Below are 22,595 nucleotides of genomic sequence, written 5' to 3'. Positions count from 1 at the left end.
CCGTGCGCCCGATGCTCGACAAGATCGCCGGCGCGCTGTCCAACGGCATCGTGGGCTTCGTGGCCGTCGCCGCCGGCATGGTCGGCAACGCCACCGCCGCCGACATGACCGCCGCGAACATCCGCACGTTCAAGACCTGCGCCTACTACCTGCCGCTCGCAGGCATCGTCGCCAGCCTCGTCGTCTTCCTCCTGACCGTCAAGATCGACGAGAACATGCACGACCACATCGTCGAACAGCTCGAAGAACGACTCGCCTCCGAGGAAACCAACAAGCAGTAGGGCCGAGCTGGGGGTGCGGATGTTCGGGAGGAGGGGATTGTCATCTTTAGATGACAATCCCCTCCTCCCGAACATCCGCACCGGTTATCCTGCGGTATCTTCTGTACCAAGAAATGCACCGCGCATTTCGGCTTTCACAAGGAGGTGAATCATGCAGGATGAAGCGTTCATGATTTCCGAAGTAAACGATCCCGATATCTGCACCGCATACCGCGTTGGTGGCGGCTGATAAAAGGATTATGGCGGGCTCCTTGTCAAAGGAGCCCGCCGTTCTTATTTGAAGAAAATAGAAGGCGAGAAAATGAAGATAAAAATAAGAAGCGGTCATGAAGTTCTACCGCTCGATTCGAAAACATCCATTATCGGGTCGATGACATCAGGATTAGCTCATCAATTCCCTGATCCAGATAATGAAATCGCAGCAGTCATTAACCAAGTCCTTAATGGTGAATATGACCTGGACGATGCCGTCGAACGTCTCGCCAATCTGACTCATTATACCAGAACGCAATCCCTGAATATAATCCGTGAAATTGAAAGAATGGGACACCTCGAAACCGTAGAGGAACCGACAACCTTAAGCGATGAAGAGAAACAAAGATATTCGAGGAGTAACCGCTACCTCTCCTGGATCAACCAAGGCAAAATCTGCGGAAACTGGCATTTGCAAGAACTGCTCAAACAGAAGAGGGTAGCTGTTCTTGGGCTAGGCGGAATCGGAAGCGGCGTAGCTTACCACTTAGCGGCATCAGGGGTTGGACATATTCGAATTGTTGATTATGATACCGTCGAACTATCCAATTTAAGCCGTCAAATGCTGTTTGATGAAGAGGATATTGGCGCGCTCAAGGTGGATGTTGTAAAGAATAAACTGCTTCATCTTAACCATAATGTTGAAGTTGATAGCGTTCAGCAACATATCCGAGGCAACAATGATATTATGAAACTGATAGACGGAATGGATTTCTTTTTCTGCTGCGCTGATTCTCCGGAAGAAATTACGGAATGGGCTAATGACGCTGCACTGTATACGAATATTCCATGGATATCTTGCAGTTATAATGGTCCGATCGTTCAATGTGGCATATATGTCCCCGGTAAGACCGGTTGTTTCAGGTGTCTGATTGAATCAGTGACGAAAAAACTGGAATTGAAGCATCGTTCATCTGCGTATATGCATTTCCAAAGGGACGTGAACCCTGTTTTTGGGCCCATTGCACAAATATCCGCGGCATTATCTGCATATGAGGGAATCCGATATCTTCTTGACCTTTCCCCGCAGAGTGTCGGACGGATAATACATGTCAACATGTATAACTATTTCGACTCCTATGTAATCGATGTTCCACAAGATTGCCATCATGCACACATAGCGAAAGCGCGTGGATAAATGAACTCATTATGGAAAATGCCGGATTATCGTCATTGGTTCATTTCAGATACCACCGATGTGGTTGCAACGAGTCTACGGCTCTTTGCCATACCTTTGGTGATAATCTCCATGACGAAGTCAGAGTTCATATCTGGCATCGTAGTCACATTGGTGTCGGTCACGACTATGATTGCCACACCAATTGGCGGCGCTATTGCCGATCGTCATAATCGACGGCGAATGATGATGCTTCTCGGAGTCATAGGTGCGTCTCTCTCTGTCATTGCCGTCATTTTGATCTGTGTCGGAAATCAGATATCCACATGGATGTTTATTGGAATTGTCATTTTCTTTGCATTGAACTCCGGATTGTTGTGTCCATCAAATAATGCGATACTGAAATCCATTGTTCCTGTTAAACTTTTCGCAAAATCCCAGGCAATACGCGAAACTCGCGAATCCTGCGTTGGAATCCTGTCAGGAGCTGTTGGCGGTTTCTTCTACAGACTTTCTCCTTGGGGCCCTTTTGCTGCATGTGGAGTCATGCATATTATCAGTGCTATCTCAGCGAAGAAGCTTTCAAACCCAACAGTTTCTGTGGAAGATAATGAGGATGAGTCATTTATTGAAAGTTTGAAAAATGGGTTCGTATGGGTGATGTCCAGCTCCCGTTTTCGTAGTTATCTGGCCTTTGGTGCAGTTTGCAACATAGCTTGTACCGGAATTATTATTGGCACACAGCTTATGCTGGCGGCAAGAGGAACGGATCCGATTCTGATAGGTCTAATTGACGGCGTTATGGGAATAGTGATGCTCCTAGGATCATTGTGTGCGATGAAAATCACCGAAACGCTATCTCCTGGATTGATTGCAACCTTAACGGTAGTTTTATTTGGAATTTCCCTTGTCCCGATGATTTTCACGGATAACTATTATGTTATTCTTGCATGCGTTTCATTGGGAGGCTTCCTGTTTCCAGCTTGTAATTCTTCACTCCTCGGCTTCCTGTACGGGCATACTCCGAATAATATGCAAGGGCGGGCGGATTCAGTAATGGAGACCGTATTGTCCGTTTTCAGTTCATTTACACCGGCGCTCGTTGGTTGGATATTGGAATCGCCGTCCGGTTTTACCGGAGTGGTAATTCTTTGTGTCACATGTTCTGCGGTATCTATGCTGATCACTCTAGGAAAACCACTTAGATCCATTCCGCAAACGAAATTCTGGGATACGACCACTTTGTAGAGTGTTTGCGTGCATAGTGAATAAATGTTAATTCGAACGGTTCGTTCGCATAAAGAAACCATCAATCCTTCAACGGGTATAAAAGTGGGGCTGCACTCTGACGAGTGCAGCCCCACAAATTTCCGCCGGGGAGAGAAGAAGGAAGAGAACCGGCGGGGTTCCGGCCGGATTGTCGTCCGGCCGGAAGAATCATCGCGGCAGAGAGCGGTCCCTGCCGCTTCGGTCAGACCACGGATTGCCCGCCGGGAACCGGATCGGCGGTTTCGACGGCATCCGCGTCGGCGTTCTCGGCATCGACGGTTTGCATCGTGCCGGAGTGGCGGCCGCCGGCGTTGTTCCCGCGCCTGAACCTGCGGGCGGCGACCAGTCCCACGCCGACGGCGAGCAGCGTGATCGCCGCGGCGATCACGCCCTGGATAGCGGCGCCGGTGTGGGCGAGCCCGGTCCGGTAGCCGTTCCAGTCGTCGGTGTTGCTGACCACTTCGGTGTCGGGGCAGACGAGCCTGCCGTCGATCGTGACCGCGTCATCGGGTGCGGACGTCTCGTCCTTGCCGTCGAACGGATCCGGGTCGGAGACGACGCATTCGATCAGAGGCGTGCCGGTGACCGTGGCACGGTCGGTGTGATGGTTGGTCACGCCCTTGAGGACGCCCTTGACCTCGACGCTCTCGCCGGGCTTGAGGATGCGGCTGTCCCAATCGGCGGGGTATTCGAGATCGGTCACCCGGCCGTCGCCGGCGACCAGTTGGTCCTTGAGGTTCAGGTCCTTGGTGCGGTACCATGCGCCCTGCTTGGTGTCGGGGTCGGTGGTGCTGGTGTTGGTGATGGTGAACACGATGCGCGTGTCGCCCTGCATGGCCAGCGCGTCCTTGACCTGGTCGCGGTCGCCGGCCGGCCAGCCGGAGGCCTCGTCCCATTTCTCGATCTTCAGGCTCGGTGTCATGTCGGGCGTGTGCGTCTCGACCTGGTTGGAAGGCCGTTTGGTGCCGTTGAGGGTTTCGTCGAACCGGTTGGCGATGTGTTCTCCGGTCTTGACGCGCTTGCACTGGATGAACGCGGTCCATGCCTGCTCGCTTTCGTCGTCGCCGCTGACGAGGTCGAGCATGCGCTGGGTCGCGGCGACGGTGACCACGCCCTTGTCGTCCTGCGCGAGGGTGAACAGTTCGCCGCCGTATGCGCCGGCGTCGAAGCCGCTGCCGGCGATCTTCACGCCTTTATGGGCGATCACCTTGCCCTGTTCGGTCAGGTCGCGCATGGCGTACACGGCCCATTGGCCGGTGTACTGGTCGTGCTCGGTGTCGAGCGGGTCGGTGATGCTCCAGTCGGTGACCTTCTGGTAGGCGCGGTGCGCGGGCAGCACGGAGCTGTCGAGACGGTAGAGGAACAGGCTGTTGAGGTACACGCTCTGCTTGTCGATGGATTCGCCGTCCACCTTCACGACCACGTCCTTGGACGGGTTGACGGGTTTGAGGGGGTTGACGACCTCGTTGGTGTCCTTGCGGGTGTCGTTGACGACCTGCGTGGCCTTGTTCTTCACGATATGTCCGTCGGTGACCTTGATGACGGTCATCGGCAGGCTCACCTCGTAGCTCGTGCCCAGCATCGACTGGTCGATGGCCGGCTCCTTCAACGGGTCGTGGTCCTTCTTTTCGGCGTATTCCTTGAGGTCCTTGGGCTGGGGGTCGCCCTTGATGGTCTCGCCGGTGGCCGGCACCTTCGTGTCCGCGGTCTTGGCGTACACGTAGGCGACGCCGTCGATCGCCGCGATGTTGAACTTCGCGGTCACGTCCTTGCCGGTCGCGGTGTCGGTGACCTCGATGCGCTTGGCGTCGAGGGAGAGGTATTCGTCGTCCCAGTCGTCGATCATGCCGAGCCTCCAGACCTTGTAGGCCTGGTTGGTCTGCTTTGCATCGATGGTCACGCGGTAGTAGATCCGGTCGCCCAGCAGCGCGGTCTTGCCGTCGATACTGATGGACGGATCGGCCTGGGTGTCCTTCTTCACCGGCGTGAAGTCGGGCGGTTCGTTCCACACCCTGTTGCTCGGGGTGACCATGTTGTTCAGTGTCAATGCCCACTGGTTGCCGATTTTGGTGTCCGTGGGCGCGTCCTTGGCGACCGTGCCCTCGAAGCGGACGATGATGCGCGGGTTCGCGCCGTTGCGCCAATTGGTCTTCACGTACCCGTCGGAGAACACGAGGCGCACCGCGTGCTGCGAGTCGTTCCACTGGGTCTCGTACTCGGTTTTCGGGATGAACTTGCCGGTGGACAGGTCGGTGACCTCCAGGGTCTGCTTGTCCACTTCAAGATGCTCGTCGTAGGTGTCGGTGACCGCCACCTCGCTGACGGAGTACGCGAGATTGCCGGGCAGGTGGGGCTGCGTCTCCAGACGGTATTCCACGCGCTGGCCCGGGTAGACGACCCTGCCGTCCACGGACGCCTGGTCGCCTCCCTGCGAGGATTCGCCGACCACGTCCTTGACGACGGGCGGTATGTAGCCGCAGATCTTCGGTTCGTTCGTGGGGATGGTGTGCGTGTTGACGGTCTGGGATCCTTTGTTCGTCAGCGCCTTGCCGTCCGGCGTGGTGCAGAACGACAGTTCGTCGCTCGACTGCTTGCCGAAGTCGTCGCGCACCTGGCCCGCACCCTTGCCGTTGGCATAGGACGCCTTGCCGGGAATGAGCAGCGTGACCTGCTTCGCGGTCTTCAGACCCTTCAATCCCTCGCGGTAGGCCTGGCCTGCGGTGGCGGTCACCGTGGTGCCTTCCATCGTGATCGTCCACTGGTTGGTGACGTCCCTGCCGTGGTTGGCGATGTCGGTGACGCTGGACTCGCGATCGGTGCCGGCATCGGCCTCGTACACCTTGATCTTCGACTTGTCGTCGGCGTCGAACAGGTAGTCGGCGGCCGACCAGTCGTCCGTGAGCGTCAGAGCCTCCGGGGCTTGGATGAGGTTTTTGGCGATGGTGCCGTTGACCACCGAGGCGACCCGGTCCCCGTCCAGAAGCGTCATATCGTCGGCACCGGTCCGGTTGGTCTCCTTCGGGTCGATGACCGCCTCCCACTGGCCCTTCGCGTTCAGGCGGATCCAGCTCTTGTCGGGATTCGGCCGCCACGTATCGAACTGTTTCGTTCCGGCGTCGGCCTCGGGCTCGTGGTTCCACTGGCCCCACGCATGGTCCCTGACCTGCTGGAAGTCAGAGGGCTTCGACACGGTCACGTCGAAGCTGAATTCGTAGACATGGTCCATGGGCATCTCGCCCTTGTCCGCCGACCGAGCGGCCGACACCGTGTTCGACGCCTTGTCCCAATTGATCTCGAACTCGCCGGAAACGTCGCGGTTGCCGTCGGTCCTGTCGATGAGCCTGTAGTTGTCCACGGAGTATTCGACGCCGTTAGGTTCGATTACGTCGCGGAAACGCATCTCGTAGCCGCCACGGCCGGTGCCGTACGTGATGGTGGTGCGGTTCGTCATCCGGTCGGCGCTCACGCCGTCCTCGATCTTCTTGACCGGGGGCTCGGGCGGCACCGAGCTCACCTTCCAGGATTCGGCCGGATCGCGGTCCGCGGTGTCCACGGCCGCCTGCATGCGGCCCTGCTTGGGCACCTGAATGTCGATCCAGTACGAGCCCTCGGCCCAGTATTTCATGCCGAAATCCTTCGGCGAGGCGAGATTGTCGAGCTGGGTGTCTCCATTGCTGGAGAAGCTGATCGACTTGCTCACGCTCTTCGCGGACAGGTAGGGGCCGTTCTCGTAATGGATGATCGCGGTGCCGTTCAACGTCTCCTTGATCGCGGAACCGCCGTTGTCTGCGTGGATGACGTCGCCGATCGGGTCGATGGAGCCGACCTGCATGTCGGTCTTTTGCTTGTGGCTGGTGGTCACGTTCAGCTTGTAATCGACCGGCGGCTGGTTCTGCGCCAGCACGATCACGCGGAACGAGGCGTTCGGGTTGGAGTTGATCGACTCCTGTGCCAGCGAGTCAACGCTGCGCGTGCCGAGCTTGTCCTTCCACGTGGTCGAGGTCGAGTACTTCTGCCCCTGATATGTGTAGTCGCCCTTCGCCTCGGCCTTCCACTGCGCCTCCCAACGGTTCTTCGCGTTCGAGCTCACGTAGCTGCCGTTGAACGAACCATCCGCCAAGCGCACGTAGCCCACCGCCACCAGACGGCAGTCCGCGTTCCCCTCACCCGTATAGGAGCGTTGGCACTCATCGATCGCGTCGCTCAAAGTCTTGTTCATGTTCACGAACTGGTTCTGCCCGTTCGCCAGATCAGACGACAGACGCACCTTCGCATCACTCAACGCCGTCTTCATGCCATCCAGCGTGGCCGGCCACGAATCCTTGTAGATCCAATGCACATCGGCCGTCTGCGTCGGACCACCGCCCGAACCGCCGCCATCCTCGCCGGAACCACCGCCACCGTTATCGGCCAACGCGACCGGAACCAGACAGGCCAGCAACGCCGCGGCGGCAGTGATCGACGCCACCGCGCCGGTGCCCTTCTTCCCGAACCTCATACGAAATCCTTTCCCACATGCGATCACAAGCCCCTCTCCGGGAAAGGGAGGAGACGGGGACTCCAGAACCCGCCTCCTCCCGGGTCCCTGGAAGAAAAGCACGCCCGCAAGCCCGACGGCCGGCCGTCGGACCCCGAACGCACCATCAGCATCACCCTGCTCCAGGTGGTCTTGCGGCGGACAGACGTTGTCCCGGTCGAACCACCTCATCGTGGATCTGGGCTGTTGTGTCGCTCAGGTTATGATCTGATTGCGAAACGCGGCGGTATGCACACAGGTTACGCTGTATAATAGTCATGTATTTCAATTAAAAATTGATTATTGTGAGTTTTAGAGAATGGCAATGCGATGATTCGTTTGAAAAGACTTGTTCTGGACGACATGAGGAACATATCGCATGGCGTCCTGGATTTCGATGATCTGCCCACCGGCGGCAGCGTCACGGGCATCTACGGACAGAACGGGTCCGGCAAGACCACCGTCATCGACGCCATCGGGATACTGCGCGCGCTGTTGTCCGGGAATATGCTGCCGGACACCGCCGGCGACGTCGTCAGCGCCAGCGCCGGTTCGGCGACCGTGACGGCGACGTTCCTCGTCGGCGACAAGCAGAAGCCGAACTATCTTGAGTACAGGGTGTCCATGCGCAAGGCGAACCCGGATTCGACGCGGGCGCGCGTCGTCGCCGAATCGGTGCGCATCGGCGACGATCCCTCGCGCTTGGGCCGTGAGGTGTTGGGACATCGTATGGAGGATTCCGAGGCGGACGGATTCGTGTCGACCCCGGTCTACGTGTGGCGTTCCATCGAGGCGGTCGCTTCGGTGAAGACCGTGATCTCGCGCACCGCGGACCGCGCATACATGGAGGGGCGCTCGTTCCTGTTCTCCCGGTGCGCCACGCTCGACGACCGGCCGGACGCCGAGTTCCTGATCGACTGGGCGGTGGCCCGCGTGCGGGAGGCGAACGGCGTGTCCTCCAGATCGTTGACGTACATCAACGAACGCTTCGGCGAGTTCGTTCGCCTGCGCGAGGCCCTGTGCGGCTACGCGACCAACGACATCTTCGTGTCCACCACCCGTCGCGGCTCCTACGCCGCGTTCGCGATCATCCCGATCATGGAGGAGAACCCGGAAGGTCGCAACACGGAGTTCGCGTTCGACCTGCTGCAGCCCAATCCATTGACCCCCGGCCAGGCGAAGCGACTCGGGCAGACCGTGGAGTCCTTCGACCGCATCCTGCCCACCATCGTGCCCGGCCTGCACGTCCTGCTGAAGACCGGCACCGCGCCTTCCGGCAAGGACGGCGAGGACCGGGTCACCGCGGAGCTGTTCTCCCGCCGCGGCGACGTCACGGTTCCCTTCCGCTGCGAGAGCGAGGGCATCATACGCATCACCGCGCTGCTCGGCTATCTCAAGCACGCATACAACGACGAGAACGCACTGGTCGCCGTGGACGAGTTCGACTCCGGCGTGTTCGAGCTACTGCTCGGCGACATGCTGGACCAGCTGGCGGACGGGTGCGCGGGACAACTGGTGTTCACCGCCCATAACCTGCGGGCATTGGAGGTGCTGCCGAACAGCTGCATCCGCACGACGGTGACCGACCCCAATAACCGGTTCGCGACCATCCCGCGCAAGTCCTCCACAAACAACCAGCGCAAACGGTACCTGACGGCCAGCGAACTCGGATGGAGCGGCCCCGACATCTACGATTCGCCCATCCCGCGCATGTTCGGCAACAGCCTCTACGCCGCCGGCCACCCCGACGAGGACGACGACATCGACGACGATCTGGCAGCACTCAACGCCGCCGGAACGGAGGCGAACCGTGGCTAAACGCAAGATCGTCCTGCTGGTCGTGGAGGGCGCGAGCGACGCCAGCCTGCTCGTGCCGGCGTTCTCGGCGTTGATCGAGAACCGCCTGTTCCAAGGCCAGGAATTCCATTGCGACGTGCTGACCGCGCCGAACCACCGCGAGGAATTCCACCGGCGCAACGGGTTCTACCCCGCGGACAAACCCTCACAAACGGTGCGCGAACTCGTCGAGTATTATCTCAAGGACCATGATCGCACATGGGGCCAGCTCGGCCATGTCATCCAGATCTGCGACCTCGACGGCGCGTTCACACCCGACGACCAAGTGCGGGAGGACCCGTCAGCGAAAGAAACCCTGTACTCGACGACCGACATCATCACCACGAACCGCTCCGCCCTGATCGCCGACCGAACGACCAAGCGAAACGGCGTGGACGCCCTGCTCAAACTCGACGGATTCAGGAAGAAGCAGGGCGGCCGCACCGTCTTGATTCCATACCGTCTGTTCTATGTCAGCCGCAACCTCGAACACGCCTTCCGCGGCAGGACCGACAACCTGGACGCACAGCACAAGCAGAGCGGCGCCATCAAACTGGCCGACCGCTTCACGCAGAACCCGAACCTGTTCTCGACGACCCTTCAATCCCTGCGACGCATACACGGCAACCCGGCCACCTGGGAGGAATCCTGGCAATACGCCATGCAGGACTTCCACTCGCTCGAACGTGGCAGCAACCTCGCATTCGTGGAACCATACCTAGCAGGCGAACTACAATAGGTCATCCGTAGCTGGATAGCCTGGAGTCGCATTAGCAATCCTAGGACCATCCGGCTGCGGACGCGAATTATGGTTAAGAATATAGACTTAGAGTATTTGTAACATAACGCAGAGGTCGTCTATAACATTGTATTTCGCATCTATTTCTGCTTCGACAAATGCGAGCATGATGTAGATAATGAGGACTACATGGAACGCGGATTCGCAGTCGATAAGACATTGTCGATGAATTGCAGATGATTACGTACAAGGAAGTATACAATATGACAATACATGAAAAGCATATCTCCACACCTTATAAAAGTCCGCTATATCGCAGTAATGAATATCATATTTCGGTTGGTAATCCGGGAATCGACCTAGATAGTATATATACTGACAACAAGGTTGAAAACGCTGAATTTTTACGATGGCTTGGATACGAGTCTTTCTGGCTTATTATTGGAATAATATTATCCTCTATTTCAGCCATAGCCCGTCATTGTAAGGAATTATCTTTAAATGAGTTGGCAGAAAAATCTTCTTGGAACAAGACGGAATCTATACTAAAAGCTTTCCCCTGTTTTGCAGAAGATGCAGGCCTGTCTATTATCCTCGCTCTATTGGCGATAGTTGCGGGTCTTTCCGTGGGTATCGCAGTTGAGGATCTTTCAAAAAACCATATGTTTAGATTCAGGTCTATGGGTAGAACGCTCATACGATTCAGTAATCTTTCCGTCTGCTTTCTCGGCCTGTCATCCGCTAGTCTGATTCTCCGGTATGGGAAAGGACTTGGTGTTCTTCTTATTTTCGGTTTATTGTTTTGTTTCACTATGCTTTACGGCATAGGCGATATATCTGTGAATTATCGTACTCGATTGAAGGAATTATCCAATAGATTGCACGAAGCGGAAAAAGAGCTATGCAATGTCGCCAATAGGAAAAGAAAGCGCTATGTGTTTCGCAGTGTAGGAAGATGGAATAGGACTCTTAATGGTGTCGGATTGTCGTTTGTGATTCTGGTCTATGTTTGCTCATCCGTGCATCAGCATAAGTTATTGTTGGCCAATTTGGTGATTTCTTTTACATTGGTTGTATTTTACTGGTTGTCAGTTTACGTTCTAGGAAGTATCCTTTATGATTCAATAAAGGTGTTTGAAGGATTGACGAAAGAAATTCGTCCACTAAAAATACTTTATTGTATTGCATTGTCGGTTTTCTCATTTATTGCATCAATGTATTTAAGTATGATTTTTATTCTTACGTCTCATCAATGCCTGTTTTATGTAAGCTGTGTTTTATTGTTTATCCTATTGCTTTGTATCTGCTATTTTTCTTTATCGTCAAAAAATAGGCGGTTCCTGTTTATTGAAACAAGAACCGCAAAACTAAAGAAAAACGTCAGTTTAACTCGGCGACTTATTGACCTAATGCAATCTGAGGAACAATTGGTTTAATTGGGTTAATTTTCTATATTTATCAAAGTGATTATCGTCCGGGTCATGTATATTTTTTAACGTTTTAATGACGCAGATAGCGAAAGCGCAAATGATAGCGATGGCGGCGAGGATTGCCAGTCGCGTTTCACGACGTTCCCTGGCCGCCATGTCGGCCTGCCGGTTGGCCAAGGCTTCGGCTTCGGCGGCGACGCCGCTGGCGGCGATGGCCGCGATGTGCGCGCTCATCTGGTCTTCGAGCATGGAATCCTCGCTCGTGCCGTCGAAGGGCTCCTCGTTTTCGTTGTGGTTGTCGTTCATGGTTCTGCTCCGTTCCTGATTGTTGGATTGTTTGCTTTCCTGATTGTTGGCTTGCTTGATTGCTTGCATGTCAGCTTGCCTGCATGCAGTCAAGTTTGATTGTTTGATTGTCTGCATGCGGGCTTGTTTGCTTGTCAGCTTTCGTTTTGCCCGGCGAGGATGGACATGCGGGCGGCGATGAGCGCGTGGCGCGCGATCTCCAGGTAGAGCTGGTGGCCCTCGCCGTCGCCCCAGAACCGGTCGAACTGTTCGGTCGGCATCATGCTGACGGGGTCGAACCCGTTCCACACGCCGCCGCAGAACACCTTCGCCGCCGCGTTCACCTCCTCGTCGGACGGCATGCCCGGATGCCCCTCGGCGGCGTCCGCGGCCGCGCGCATCTGCGCGCCGAACACGCGGGCCTGCAATGGCGAGAGCGTGTACGCCAGTCCCGCCGTGGAGCCCGCGGGGAATCCCGTGTTCACGCCGAGGATGATGACGTGCGCCTCCTCGCCGATGCTGATCCGGTCGCCGAGCACGGAGACCTCCATCGAATAGTCCATAGTGTCTCCTTTCCGCAGACGCGCCGGCTTGCCGGATTGCGTCTGCATGTTTGACTGCCTGAATGTTTGGGTGCTGACTTGTTGGATTGCTTGATTGTCTGACGGGTTACGGCTCATCGTCGCCGTCGAGCCGGTCGAGCTCGCGTTCGATGGCGTCGCGCAGGAGCTGCTGCATGGGCAGTCCGTGCGCGGCGGCCGTGGTCTTGAGCCGGGTCTTGAGCGACACGGGTATGCGCAATGAGAGCATGACCAGCGGTTCGCCCGTGGTTTTGGAGGTCTTGTTCTGCTGACGCAGCACGTCGTCGAACGGCACCGGCCGTGCCAGTGGCTGGTAGTTGCCCTGCATGGTCTCACTCCTGCTTTCCGGCGATCTGCTGGAGTTCGGTGACGAGGTCCCGGTATTCGCCCAGCTGGTGCGGGTTGGTGCCGAGCGAACGCTTGTAGGACTGGGCCTTCGGCACGATCGTGTCGAACCGGGGCGTGTCCATGGCGTTGAGCGCGTCCATGGTGTCGCGGAACGCCTTCGTGTTGCGTTCGGCCTTGACCAGCAGCAGCGCGGCTGGCGTGCTCATCCTGGCCATGTCGAGGGTGCTCCATGCCTGCTGGAGGTCCATGGGCGAGTCCGACGCCGGCACGATCACGAAGTCGGCGGCCTTGATGGCCATGTCCAGGGTCGGCCCCTGCGGCGGCGCGTCGATGATCGCCCATTCGTCCGGGTCCGCTCCCGCGGCGAGCTGACGGAGCGTGGCCTGGTTGGCCGGAAGCACGTCGAACGTCAGCGGGTCCGCGGTCTGTTCAGCGGCGGCGGCCCACAGGCTCGCGCTGGACTGCGGGTCCGCGTCGTACACGACGGCGCTGCCGCCCCTGGAAACGATGACCGAGGCGATGTAAATGCTGGACGTGGTCTTCGCGACCCCGCCCTTGGCGTTGGCTATGGCGATGCGCATTCGTTCTTCTCCTTTGCGATTGCCGGCGATCACGCGAACCTGATCAGTCGGTCGCCTGATTGTCTGCTTGTCTGATTGCTTGGATTCCTGCTTGTTTGAATGTTTGATTGCCTGACGGCTCATGCGGGGCGGGGCGATTGGCCGTCCTGCCCCGTGCGCGCAGGCGTCGTTGCTGGCGTTCGGTGCTGGCCTCGTCGGTGGCTTCGTCGAACACGTTCCGATGGGCGCGTATCCAGTCCGTGAGCAGCCGCCAGCGTTGCGGCCACGGCAGGCCGCGGTCCCGGCAGGGGACGCCGTCGGCTTCGGCCATGCGCGCGATCCTGCGCCGGTCGGTGCACACCTTGCCGCCGTACACGCCCCATTCGAGCCCGCCGCTGGCCGCATAGGCCAGGCATTCGGCGCGTACCGGGCATCGTTCGCACACGGCCTTGGCGACCGAGTGGAACGCCTTCGCGTCGCCGGGACGATGCTCGAACTCCAGCGACCACAGGTAGTCGGACCATGGTTGCGGGAAATCGCGGCATTCGCCGGCCTTCTTCCACGCCTCAAGACGCTGCCCGTCCCCGCTCATGGCCGCACCGCCTCCGCCGGCGCAACGGCTTTCGCCTTGCGGCGCCCGGCGACGTCGTGGGTGGCGTGGTTGCGTTTGTCGTACGCGCATACCGGGCACGCCTCCTGCGAGATGGCGCCTTCGATGTGTTCCTGGCACAGCGAGGTGCGCAGCAGCGCCGCCCCGTAGATCGGCACGCGGCTCGCGGACGACGAGCTGACCGGTATCGCCCGGTTGGGGTCCTTGACGACCGGCAGCGGGGCGTCTGGCGCCCGCTTGCCCGTCGGATCGGGATGGGTGAGCATTTCCAGTCGCAGCTGCACGTAGTTCGCGGCGAACCTGGCGCCGCTGGTGAGCCGGGGCAGCCAGTAGCGGTTGCGGTACGCCCAGTCCATCGTCGCGACGATCTCGCCGTACGGGCGATCGATCAGCAGCGAGTGGACGGCCTTGCGGTCGGCCATGGTCGCCGGAACATCGAACCTCTGGTCCACGGCGAGCATGCGCCGGCGGATGCCGTCGAGCACGCGCACCTCCTGGCCTGCGCGTTCCGTGACCGGCTCGGGCAGCTTGCCGGGTTCAGGCACCCATAGCGGGTTCCTGCAGCCCCTTGGAGGCAGGGCCTTGCCCCAATCGGTCGCCGGAACGGGTTCGGTCTTCGTGGAGGCTTGTTCGGCGTTGAGGGGAGCATCCCCGAAGGGGATGAGGGGAGAATTGTTTATCACTTGTCTATTGGGTGACTTTCTGTCCAAGATTCCGGGACAATTTGTCCTCGGCTCCACGCCCTTCGGTTCGGGTGACAATCCGTCGGGTGACAAATTGTCCTTGTCTGGATCCGGTTTGCCGTCGCCTTCCGCCAGCGCGTCCAGATTCCTGGGCTTCTCCTCGATGTTCTCGGCGGCGTGGTCGCCGTCCATGACGACGTCCCATACGCGCGAGCGGTGTCCCTTGGCGATCGGCTTGCGCGTGCGCGGGTTGCGCGCCGACATCTCCTGGTCGCCGGGCCTGATGTAGCCCTTGCGCTCCAACTCCTGCAACGAACGGATCACGGTGCGCTCACAGCACCCGCAGTTGAACGCGATGGTCTCCACGCTCGGCCACGCGGCGGCGCCATCGTCGTAGTAGGCGCGGCGGGCCAGATACACCAGCACGAACTTGGTGATGCCCTTGACGTCGTCGCGCTCCCATGCCCAGTTCTCGGCTCTGCTGCTCATCGTTCGACCTTCCCACCGTCATGCTCCGGGTCCGCTTCGCGGCGTTCGCGCAGCCTCGCGCCGATGTCGTCGCCCAGACGGGCGGCGCGGCACAACGCATACGAGAGAACGCCGCCGGACACGCACACGGCGGCAACGACCAGCCACCACATGGTTCGGCCGGTATCGGGGAAACGGTCCGCGGACGCGCGCCTCAGCGGCGCGAGCCCCGGGACGGGTGGGCGAGCATGGACAGCACATGCGCCTTCGCGATGCGCAGATCGACTTTGCCGCCGGCCCGCGTCGTCCGCCGCACGGCGTCGCGCTGGCGATTAGGCTCGAAGACAGATGCCGGGCGAATGCCGGCGGTATTGGTAGAATCGGTCATGGCGATGACCCTCCTTCGGGGAATCGGAACGACGGGCGTCTGATCTTGGCGGATATGCGCGCCCGCGGCTCCATGGTTGTTGCCGTTCAATCCCCGCGCCGGGTTCCAGCCGGTCCGGGGATTCTCGTTTCGGGTTTCCACCCGCCATCCGTGAGATAGGCGTCGATGCCGAGCACATACCCAGGGGACAGGTTTCGGTGAATGGCCAGCCAGATCAGGTCGGACTGCTGCCACGGTATCGAGCCGTTGACCTTTCCCGCGACCGAGGATTTGGACGTACCCATCTCCCTCGCGAGGTCTCGGCAGCTCAGACCCGCCGCCGTCATATAGCGACGCATCGGAGAATCCATTATTTTTGCCGTCAGTCCATTCACAATAGACAATATATCAAGAAACTTGCACAGCAGCAAATCATTGTTGTAGGATTATGTCCATCGATATTGGACAACTCCAATCTGAAAGGACTTGATATGGCAAAAATCGAACCGTCGCCCGAATCCAATGGACTCGGCGACTACCTGCAGAGGGTATTCATCTGGAACGTCAACATGCAGCTGACCGGCCGCGGGATGACCCAGCAGTCACTTTGCGCGGCACTGGGGCTGAAGAGGGGCGCCGTGTCCGCGAAGATGACCGGCAAGACTTCCTGGACCATCCAGGACATCGCCGCAGTGGCGGAATTCTTCAACGTCCCCCCGCTCTCCCTGCTGGATGCGTCGATGTACGAGCAGATGATGCGCGGAATGAGCAGTGACGGAGGTGCATCTTTGGTGGCAGTAGCCACCGCCGGGTTTCCTGTGCGAGCAACTGAAGGCCAAGCTGGCGGCCTGAAACCGTTGGAAACAAAAGGCTCCGGGCCACGATACCTCGTGGAACCCGGAGCCGGTGAGTACCCCCAGAGAGAGTCGAACTCTCGTTGTCAGATTGAAAGTCTGGTGTCCTAACCGTTAGACGATGGGGGCGGACAACTCGATTGACAATACACGAGTTGTCGCGGTAGAGCAAATCGGCGTGTCGCGCCGGCTGTCGGTCGTGTTGCTTGCGCCGCATTTTGCCTTGCTATGCCGCGTTTTGCATTGCTGCGCGTTGCTGTGTCTTACCTCGCCACGCCTTGTCAGCGCGTCACGTAGGTAAAGTCGTGAATAACGCGCCCTGCTGCAAGTCCCTTCTTCTCAAAATTGGTCAGCACGCGGCCGTCAAAGCGCTCCGACTCGGTGAAGTCAGCGTGTGGCATGTCATTCGCTAGCTCAGCGTTGCCCTTACCAACGTGCTCGGTCGGCAAGCTGACGGTGATTGTGCCAGCGTTGGTGAAATCTTCGCGCGCGTCCATCACCTCATGCACGTGCAGCGCGTAATCTTCAATGTCGGTGGCGATTCGCCATGCGCCACCGGTTTGCAGCGCGCGATGAATCTGCGCAGCCAGCTCCGGTTGCACGATGCGACGCTTATGATGCTTCATTTTCGGCCACGGGTCAGGGAAGAACGTCCATGCTTCCTTGATGACACCGTCGGCGGCCGCAGCGAACAATTCGGGCGCGTTTACTTGTGCGATGCGAATGTTGGCAAGATTCTGTTTGCCGGCAAGCAGCAGCGTATGCGCAACGCCAGGATCGTACACTTCCAACGCTAGGAAATTCATGTCGGGGTGGGCGGCGGCCGCCGCGACGATGTTCTCACCCTGGCCGGTTCCCACCTCTACGATCAGCGGATTATCGTTGCCCCACGTGTTGCGAACATAGTCCTTGTCGAGCGTGAAGTCGGGGCGCACATTGAGTGACCCTTCGCCGGCGTTAATATCAAGCAGATAGGTGCCGGCGAAGTTGTCCCATGCGCGCTGCAGGCGGGCGTCCAGGCGGCCGGAGCGCCGTACGAACGAGAGCACTGGACGCGGGGTGTAGTGTGGCTGGTCAATTTCGTCTGACACGGGTTGCTGTCTCCTTACGATGTTCCTCGGGCGGTTGCCTATGTGATGTTCCTCTAATGATCGCGTCGCTGCCCGACGTCGGGCGTTTCGCGTGTTCTCGCATGGCTTGCAAAAGCGAACACAGTGCAGAGCTCGGGGCTCAATGCGGGGTGTGATTGTGGTTCGGATTCCGGCATTCGTGCAGGGATGATGGGTACACTAGTGGCATGGATGCTGATTTCAATAATCCAATGGGGAATTCAAACGATCCGCGCGATGGTGCTGGGCAATCTTGGGGTTCGCCGTCGTCGCCGAATAATTCGCAGGACAATCCGCAGCAGAACAATCCGTATGAGACTTCTTCGCCGTACGGGCAGAATCCGTACGCGCAGGCTCCGTATGAACAGACGCCGTACGGGCAAACCCCGTATAGTCAGACTGCGTCCGATGCACAGGGCGCCGCGTATGGTGCCCAGCAAGCTCCACAGTATGGTCAGCCATACGGTCAGAACCCTCAGTACGGCCAGTACGGTCAGCCATACAGCAGTCAGCCGTATGGTGGCCAACCATATGCTCAGTATCCGCCGTCCGGCGCGTATTATCCGTCGCCTTTTTACGAGCCACCAGCAGAACGGTGGAACACGTTGGCTATCATAGGATTTGTACTGTGCTTCTTTTTCGTTCCGGCAGCTCTTATTATTTCAATCATCGCGTTGCGGCAGATTAACCGCACGCATGAGCGCGGCAAGGGATTCGCTATTGCCAGCATCGTGATCAGCGCTATATGCATTGCCATTATCGTGGTGGCTATCATCATCGGCGTTGTGGCGGTGATATGGGCGATCAATAACGATCCAAGCGGATGGTCGGGTTCGTATTGCGTGGGCAGTGACTGCTCTGGTGGGGATTACGGTGATTTCGAAGATGTGGCTCTACGGCAGATCGCGGCGATTCGCGCTATGAGTCCTTTTGCTTGGCTGCGCTGATAAGCGTGAGGCGAGCTTTATGGAAACTGCGAAAACCGCATGATTCCAACGAGACACGCCGAGAGTTGCATACGGTAGAAATATCTGTAATATATCTACTCGTTGCTTGAAACAAGTTAACACGGCCCCGTAGCTCAGTTGGTTAGAGCGCCGCCCTGTCACGGCGGAGGTCACCGGTTCAAGTCCGGCCGGGGTCGCTCGAATGTGGGAACCCGGTTCGCCGGGTTTTTATGTTCAATGGCTCTGTAGCTCAGTTGGTAGAGCGAACGACTGAAAATCGTTAGGTCAGCGGATCGATGCCGCTCGGAGCCACCACGGGAAACCCCGCAAGCCAAGAATTCCAAGGCTTGCGGGTTTTCGCTATTCGGCCGCGCATGGTTGCGGGCTAGGGCGCTAGGGGCAAGGGCTAAGGGTCACAACTCGGATGTGCTTGGATGGCCAGCTGGCAGCGATGCTACAGTGTGCTCCCGTGAATGAGACTGAGGGAAATACCAAGCGTGGTGGAGCTAAAGAGCGTCTTTCAAAGCGCGACGTTCTAGTACTGGTTGTTGCAGGTTTGGTGTGCGGCTTGCTATCCGGCCTGTTCGGCATCGGCGGCGGCACCGTCATCGTACCGGCATTGGTGCTGATCGGATTGAGCCAGCGCCACGCGGCTGCCACATCTCTGGCTGCTATTGTGCCAACATCGATTTCCGGCGTGATCTCCTACGCGACCGAAGGCAACGTGAACTGGATTGCGGCATTACTGCTCGCCGCGGGCGTGATCGCCGGCAGTCAGCTGGGTAGTCTGCTGCTCAGTCGTCTTCCTGAAATCGCACTGCGGTGGATATGGGTAGTGTTTCTCATCTTCGTGATCATTCAGCAGATCGTATTCACACCAGCGCGCGACGGGCATCTCGTACTGCATTTCTGGTCCGGTGTGTTCCTAGTGCTGCTTGGCGTTGTGGTTGGCTCGATCGCCGGCGTGTTGGGCATTGGAGGAGGTGCGATCATGATGCCGGCTCTGTCGTTCCTGTTTGGTGCCAGCGATCTGATGGCTCGCGGTACTTCGCTGCTGGTGATGTTCCCTGGCGCGATTTCGGGAACGTTCGCTAATTGGAAGCGCGGCATCGTGCATCTGAAAAGCGGCCTGATCATCGGCGTGTGCGCAATGATCACGGCGCCGCTGGGCACGCATATCGCCGGCTGGATATCGCCGCGTGCAGGCTCGCTGCTGTTTGCCGCATGGCTGACATTCCTGGCAATCCGCGGTATTTGGACCGCGATCAAAGGCATGCGCCAAGCCGCAGCCTAGCCTGCCTAACCTGTTGTGTGCATATCCGGCCTATTTGGATACCCCCTTAGGGCTGTATGTAGACCGGATATGCACACTTTCGTATAAATGAACCAGATATGCACACGATCTGTCTGTGTTTATGGTCCGGATATGCACACGACTGGGGTGAATGGTCCGTATATGTACACAAACCGGCGGTAGATAGGCTGGAGGTTGGAGGGGAATGATCCGCATATGCACACAAATCAACTGAATGATTCGGTTGTGTGCATATCCGGTCTATCGCGATACCCCCTTAGGGTTGTACGTGATCCGGATATGCACACAATGGGAGAAATGAACCGGATGTGCACGCTCTCCGTGTGTGCGTATGGATGAATGATCCGCATATGCACACAAATCAACTGAATGATTCGGTTGTGTGCATATTCGGTTTATTGGAATACCCCCTTAGTGCTGTACGTGATCCGGATATGCACACAACGGAAGAAATGAACCGGATATGCACACGATGAGGGGAGGGGAATAATCCGGCAGTGCAACGATCGCTAGAACCCGCCGAATGAGGGCTGGCACGCTAGGGGAGTGCCTTGTTGAGACTACGCGTGGTGGTCAAATTCGGTAGTCCGAGCTGATACAGCGGTATTCCATAACGAAACGCTGGCGTGTTTGCGCTAACTCTTCCAGCATATTCCCAGAATCTGCGGTAGTATGGGACCCGTTACACAAGACGGCTGGGGAATGAACCCTAGCACTGTTTCGAAGGAGAACCAGTATGGTCTATCGCATGATTTTCAACCAGACCGCGTATTTCGGCCGTGGCGCTATCAAGGAAATTCCGGCTGTTGCTAAGCAGCACGGCTTCACCAAGGCATTCATCGTCACCGACCCGGTGCTGCTGGAAACTGGCACCGCTGAGAAGGTCACCAAGGTTCTCGACGAGGCTGGCCTGCCATACGAGGTGTTCTCCAACGTGAAGCCGAACCCGCCGGTCGAATGCATTAAGGATGGCGTTGAGAAGTTTGCTGCTTCCGGCGCTGACTTCCTGATTGGTCTGGGCGGCGGCTCCCCGCAGGATACCTGCAAAGGCATCGGTATTATCACCGCCAACCCGGAGTTCGCTGACGTGCTCTCCCTCGAAGGTGTTGCGGACACGAAGAACCCGTCCGTGCCGATCTTCGGCGTGCCGACCACCGCTGGTACCGCTTCTGAGACGACCATCAACTACGTGATCACCGATACTGCCAACAAGCGCAAGTTCGTCGCCGTTGATCCGCACGACATCCCGATCGTCGCCTTCGTTGACCCGGACCTCACGGATTCCATGCCGCGCGGCCTCAAGGTCGCTACCGGCCTTGACGCCCTGACCCACGCGATCGAAGGCTACATCACGCCGGGTGCATGGAGCCTGTCCGACTGCCTGTCGATGCAGACCATCCGCATGATCGCCAAGAACCTCGCCAAGTCTGCCGACGGCGACATCCCGGCCGGCGAGCAGATGGCATACGCCTCCTACATCACCGGCATGGCCTACTCCAACGTCGGCCTCGGCCTGGTACACGGCATGGCTCACCCGCTGGGTGGCCGCCTGGGCGTGGCTCACGGCGTTGCCAACGGCATTCTGCTGGCTCCGGTTATGGAGTACAACAAGGATTACACCGGCGAGAAGTACCGTGACATTGCCGACGCGTTCGGTGTTGAGGATGCCTACACCGGCGACCTTGAGAAGGTGCGCGAGGAGGCTGTGCAGGCCGTCCACAAGCTGACCGTGGACCTCAAGAACCCGACTACGATCTCCGAAGTCGGTGCCACTGAGGCTGATCTCGCCCCGCTGGCTCACGACGCGTTCAACGACGTGTGCACTCCGGGCAACCCGCGCAAGGCCACCGAAGAGGACATTCTCGCGATCTACAAGTCGCTGATGTGATCTGACTGTGATCTGACCAGGACTGACTGTTCTCGTCATTGAGAGCGAAAAGGCCTCGATTCTCACGCGTGTGGGAATCGAGGCCTTTCTCGTGTGCGGCCGTGCAGCTGTGTTGCAGCGCCACAGCTACGACTATCGACTATCGCCGCTGCGTAATCAGAGTAATCAGATCATCACTCTTCGTGCTTCTTGTCATACACTTCATCAGTCGAAGTCTCATCGAACAGCTCGCGGCCTTCCTTCTCAGCCAACTCCATCTGCTCGTTAATCCACGCAGCCTCAGCCGGATTAATATCCGCAGTATTCAGCACCTTCTGCCACACCGGGTAAAACAGATGCATCGCCGGGTACATAGCCGTAAACAAAATCTCCGGCTTATGTTTACGCCAATGCTGCGGATGCGCGTTAAACGTATTCTTAAAGCGGCGCATGTAATTCAAGAACGAGCTGAGCGAGGTATCCATACGTCGAGCACTCATTGCAGCAATCATGCGCGGCGAATACACGGTCTTAAGCCCTTTACCAATCAAATGCAGGGAAATATCAATATCCTCATGCATTACGTCAGACTTATCGCGGCACACTTCATCAGCAATCGCATGCCACGCGCTCGCACGCAACGCCATGTTTGAGCCGAACAGCAGCGGCTGGCCATCATCTGCCTTGTAAATGCGCTTGCGTAGGGAATTATCGCCTTTCAAACCAAAATGGCGTGACGGCATGTCGTAGTACATAACCGGGCCAGTCGCGCCCATCGCCTCAGGGTCTTCGGTAAAAATACCGGAAACGACTTCTACCCAATCTGGCTTAATCATGCAATCGGCGTCAAAACGGCCCAGCACGTCGCCAGTCGCCGCGTTCAACCCAAAGTTGCGCGTCGGGATCAGGCCTTGCTCCTCGTTTTGGTGTAAGAGGCGAATCGGCGCCTCGGGGTGCTTGCGCATAAACTCTTCCACGACTTGGACAGTGTTGTCAGTTGACTTATTGTCAACAACAATCACCTCATGGGGCATCACGGTCTGCCGGGTTGCGTTCAGCAGGCAGTCGGCGATGCGCTCGGCTTCGTTCCATGCAGGGATGACGATCGAAACGTTCAGCATATCTCCAGCATACAAGCGCGCCGCGAACAGCCACATCGTT

The 22,595-nt window shown here is 57.9% G+C and carries 19 protein-coding genes, 3 tRNA genes and 2 pseudogenes; 12 read left to right on the top strand and 12 right to left on the bottom strand.

Annotated elements, in window-relative coordinates:
- The 3 genes and pseudogenes from D2E25_RS09060 to D2E25_RS09050 all read left to right on the top strand — a co-directional run.
- Positions 1 to 281, top strand: a pseudogene (locus D2E25_RS09060) (glycoside-pentoside-hexuronide (GPH):cation symporter); the annotation flags it as partial.
- Positions 282 to 558: 277 nt separating this feature from the next.
- On the top strand, positions 559 to 1,671 hold the full coding sequence (locus tag D2E25_RS09055; protein ID WP_125981999.1) for a HesA/MoeB/ThiF family protein: 1,113 nt from the start codon (positions 559 to 561) through the stop codon (positions 1,669 to 1,671).
- 18 nt (positions 1,672 to 1,689) lie between these two features.
- Complete coding sequence (locus tag D2E25_RS09050; protein WP_163194607.1) at positions 1,690 to 2,898, top strand: MFS transporter; 1,209 nt, start codon at positions 1,690 to 1,692, stop codon at positions 2,896 to 2,898.
- 223 nt (positions 2,899 to 3,121) lie between these two features.
- Here the strand turns inward: D2E25_RS09050 and D2E25_RS09045 are convergent, their stop codons facing one another.
- Positions 3,122 to 7,417 (bottom strand): LPXTG cell wall anchor domain-containing protein, encoded by a 4,296-nt coding sequence (locus tag D2E25_RS09045; protein WP_125981997.1) that lies wholly within the window; start codon positions 7,415 to 7,417, stop codon positions 3,122 to 3,124.
- A gap of 348 nt (positions 7,418 to 7,765) precedes the next feature.
- Here D2E25_RS09045 and D2E25_RS09040 point away from each other — a divergent pair, with 348 nt between their 5' ends.
- The 3 genes from D2E25_RS09040 (at position 7,766) to D2E25_RS09030 (ending at position 11,446) form a co-directional block, all read left to right on the top strand.
- Positions 7,766 to 9,253 carry an AAA family ATPase gene (locus D2E25_RS09040; protein ID WP_125981996.1) on the top strand — a complete coding sequence of 496 codons (1,488 nt, stop codon included), beginning with the start codon at positions 7,766 to 7,768 and terminating at the stop codon, positions 9,251 to 9,253.
- Positions 9,246 to 10,010: a hypothetical protein gene (locus D2E25_RS09035; RefSeq protein ID WP_125981995.1), complete on the top strand. Its 765-nt coding sequence runs from the start codon at positions 9,246 to 9,248 to the stop codon at positions 10,008 to 10,010. Before D2E25_RS09040 ends, D2E25_RS09035 begins: the two co-directional genes overlap by 8 nt.
- A 263-nt stretch (positions 10,011 to 10,273) precedes the next feature.
- Positions 10,274 to 11,446 carry a hypothetical protein gene (locus D2E25_RS09030; RefSeq protein ID WP_100495932.1) on the top strand — a complete coding sequence of 391 codons (1,173 nt, stop codon included), beginning with the start codon at positions 10,274 to 10,276 and terminating at the stop codon, positions 11,444 to 11,446.
- On the opposite strand, the gene D2E25_RS09025 is transcribed toward D2E25_RS09030, so the two are convergent.
- The 8 genes from D2E25_RS09025 to D2E25_RS10510 all read right to left on the bottom strand — a co-directional run bounded on the left by D2E25_RS09025 (position 11,417) and on the right by D2E25_RS10510 (position 15,363).
- Positions 11,417 to 11,863 carry a hypothetical protein gene (locus D2E25_RS09025; RefSeq protein WP_239511824.1) on the bottom strand — a complete coding sequence of 149 codons (447 nt, stop codon included), beginning with the start codon at positions 11,861 to 11,863 and terminating at the stop codon, positions 11,417 to 11,419. The genes D2E25_RS09030 and D2E25_RS09025 overlap by 30 nt on opposite strands.
- 17 nt (positions 11,864 to 11,880) lie before the next feature.
- Positions 11,881 to 12,288 (bottom strand): transcriptional regulator, encoded by a 408-nt coding sequence (locus D2E25_RS09020; protein WP_125981993.1) that lies wholly within the window; start codon positions 12,286 to 12,288, stop codon positions 11,881 to 11,883.
- Positions 12,289 to 12,394: 106 nt separating this feature from the next.
- Positions 12,395 to 12,634, bottom strand: a complete 240-nt coding sequence (locus D2E25_RS10765) for a hypothetical protein (protein WP_033892026.1) — start codon at positions 12,632 to 12,634, stop codon at positions 12,395 to 12,397.
- Positions 12,635 to 12,638: 4 nt separating this feature from the next.
- Positions 12,639 to 13,235 (bottom strand): ParA family protein, encoded by a 597-nt coding sequence (locus D2E25_RS09015; protein WP_164514793.1) that lies wholly within the window; start codon positions 13,233 to 13,235, stop codon positions 12,639 to 12,641.
- Between the two features lie 43 nt (positions 13,236 to 13,278).
- Complete coding sequence (locus D2E25_RS09010; protein ID WP_125981990.1) at positions 13,279 to 13,806, bottom strand: WhiB family transcriptional regulator; 528 nt, start codon at positions 13,804 to 13,806, stop codon at positions 13,279 to 13,281.
- A complete protein-coding gene (locus D2E25_RS09005; RefSeq protein WP_125981988.1) occupies positions 13,803 to 14,996 on the bottom strand; it encodes a helix-turn-helix domain-containing protein in 1,194 nt (397 codons plus the stop codon). Before D2E25_RS09005 ends, D2E25_RS09010 begins: the two co-directional genes overlap by 4 nt.
- The gene (locus tag D2E25_RS10515) at positions 14,993 to 15,148 is read right to left on the bottom strand and encodes a hypothetical protein (protein WP_164514792.1); all 156 of its coding nucleotides are present in this window, start codon (positions 15,146 to 15,148) and stop codon (positions 14,993 to 14,995) included. Before D2E25_RS10515 ends, D2E25_RS09005 begins: the two co-directional genes overlap by 4 nt.
- 41 nt (positions 15,149 to 15,189) lie before the next feature.
- Positions 15,190 to 15,363 (bottom strand): hypothetical protein, encoded by a 174-nt coding sequence (locus tag D2E25_RS10510; protein WP_164514791.1) that lies wholly within the window; start codon positions 15,361 to 15,363, stop codon positions 15,190 to 15,192.
- 470 nt (positions 15,364 to 15,833) lie between these two features.
- Here D2E25_RS10510 and D2E25_RS10925 point away from each other — a divergent pair.
- A pseudogene (locus D2E25_RS10925) lies at positions 15,834 to 16,091 on the top strand (helix-turn-helix domain-containing protein); the annotation flags it as partial.
- A 162-nt stretch (positions 16,092 to 16,253) separates the two neighbouring features.
- Here D2E25_RS10925 and D2E25_RS08990 read toward each other — a convergent pair.
- Positions 16,254 to 16,325: transfer RNA gene (locus D2E25_RS08990), tRNA-Glu, on the bottom strand.
- Positions 16,326 to 16,477: 152 nt separating this feature from the next.
- Positions 16,478 to 17,308 (bottom strand): tRNA (guanosine(46)-N7)-methyltransferase TrmB, encoded by an 831-nt coding sequence (trmB, locus tag D2E25_RS08985; RefSeq protein ID WP_420897347.1) that lies wholly within the window; start codon positions 17,306 to 17,308, stop codon positions 16,478 to 16,480.
- A 185-nt stretch (positions 17,309 to 17,493) separates the two neighbouring features.
- Here trmB and D2E25_RS08980 point away from each other — a divergent pair, with 185 nt between their 5' ends.
- From D2E25_RS08980 to fucO, 5 genes are all read left to right on the top strand, one after another.
- A complete protein-coding gene (locus tag D2E25_RS08980) occupies positions 17,494 to 18,252 on the top strand; it encodes a DUF4190 domain-containing protein (protein WP_125981983.1) in 759 nt (252 codons plus the stop codon).
- 123 nt (positions 18,253 to 18,375) lie between these two features.
- Positions 18,376 to 18,449, top strand: a tRNA-Asp gene (locus D2E25_RS08975).
- A gap of 42 nt (positions 18,450 to 18,491) precedes the next feature.
- Positions 18,492 to 18,567, top strand: a tRNA-Phe gene (locus tag D2E25_RS08970).
- A 154-nt stretch (positions 18,568 to 18,721) separates the two neighbouring features.
- Positions 18,722 to 19,546 (top strand): sulfite exporter TauE/SafE family protein, encoded by an 825-nt coding sequence (locus D2E25_RS08965; RefSeq protein ID WP_277599955.1) that lies wholly within the window; start codon positions 18,722 to 18,724, stop codon positions 19,544 to 19,546.
- A gap of 757 nt (positions 19,547 to 20,303) precedes the next feature.
- A complete protein-coding gene (fucO, locus tag D2E25_RS08960; RefSeq protein ID WP_125981979.1) occupies positions 20,304 to 21,455 on the top strand; it encodes a lactaldehyde reductase in 1,152 nt (383 codons plus the stop codon).
- Positions 21,456 to 21,628: 173 nt separating this feature from the next.
- On the opposite strand, the gene D2E25_RS08955 is transcribed toward fucO, so the two are convergent.
- Positions 21,629 to 22,555 (bottom strand): glycosyltransferase family 2 protein, encoded by a 927-nt coding sequence (locus D2E25_RS08955; RefSeq protein WP_125981977.1) that lies wholly within the window; start codon positions 22,553 to 22,555, stop codon positions 21,629 to 21,631.
- Positions 22,556 to 22,595: the final 40 nt, after the last annotated feature.

This window comes from Bifidobacterium goeldii, assembly GCF_003951095.1.
Lineage (GTDB): Bacteria > Actinomycetota > Actinomycetes > Actinomycetales > Bifidobacteriaceae > Bifidobacterium > Bifidobacterium goeldii.
The sequence above is the reverse complement of the archived record's forward strand: the minus strand, read 5'-3'. Positions and strand labels throughout refer to the sequence as shown.

What these genes read in the sequence shown, in the direction of transcription:
- D2E25_RS09045 (WP_125981997.1), bottom strand. Translation starts at nt 7,417, where the DNA reads ATGAGGTTCGGGAAGAAGGGCACCGGCGCGGTGGCGTCGATCACTGCC.
- D2E25_RS10765 (WP_033892026.1), bottom strand. Translation starts at nt 12,634, where the DNA reads ATGCAGGGCAACTACCAGCCACTGGCACGGCCGGTGCCGTTCGACGAC.
- D2E25_RS09015 (WP_164514793.1), bottom strand. Translation starts at nt 13,235, where the DNA reads ATGCGCATCGCCATAGCCAACGCCAAGGGCGGGGTCGCGAAGACCACG.
- D2E25_RS09040 (WP_125981996.1), top strand. Translation starts at nt 7,766, where the DNA reads ATGATTCGTTTGAAAAGACTTGTTCTGGACGACATGAGGAACATATCG.
- D2E25_RS10515 (WP_164514792.1), bottom strand. Translation starts at nt 15,148, where the DNA reads ATGTGGTGGCTGGTCGTTGCCGCCGTGTGCGTGTCCGGCGGCGTTCTC.
- D2E25_RS08980 (WP_125981983.1), top strand. Translation starts at nt 17,494, where the DNA reads ATGGATGCTGATTTCAATAATCCAATGGGGAATTCAAACGATCCGCGC.
- D2E25_RS09025 (WP_239511824.1), bottom strand. Translation starts at nt 11,863, where the DNA reads ATGCAGACAATCAAACAATCAAACTTGACTGCATGCAGGCAAGCTGAC.
- D2E25_RS08955 (WP_125981977.1), bottom strand. Translation starts at nt 22,555, where the DNA reads ATGCTGAACGTTTCGATCGTCATCCCTGCATGGAACGAAGCCGAGCGC.
- D2E25_RS09010 (WP_125981990.1), bottom strand. Translation starts at nt 13,806, where the DNA reads ATGAGCGGGGACGGGCAGCGTCTTGAGGCGTGGAAGAAGGCCGGCGAA.
- fucO (WP_125981979.1), top strand. Translation starts at nt 20,304, where the DNA reads ATGGTCTATCGCATGATTTTCAACCAGACCGCGTATTTCGGCCGTGGC.
- D2E25_RS09020 (WP_125981993.1), bottom strand. Translation starts at nt 12,288, where the DNA reads ATGGACTATTCGATGGAGGTCTCCGTGCTCGGCGACCGGATCAGCATC.
- D2E25_RS09050 (WP_163194607.1), top strand. Translation starts at nt 1,690, where the DNA reads ATGCCGGATTATCGTCATTGGTTCATTTCAGATACCACCGATGTGGTT.
- D2E25_RS09030 (WP_100495932.1), top strand. Translation starts at nt 10,274, where the DNA reads ATGACAATACATGAAAAGCATATCTCCACACCTTATAAAAGTCCGCTA.
- D2E25_RS10510 (WP_164514791.1), bottom strand. Translation starts at nt 15,363, where the DNA reads ATGACCGATTCTACCAATACCGCCGGCATTCGCCCGGCATCTGTCTTC.
- D2E25_RS09005 (WP_125981988.1), bottom strand. Translation starts at nt 14,996, where the DNA reads ATGAGCAGCAGAGCCGAGAACTGGGCATGGGAGCGCGACGACGTCAAG.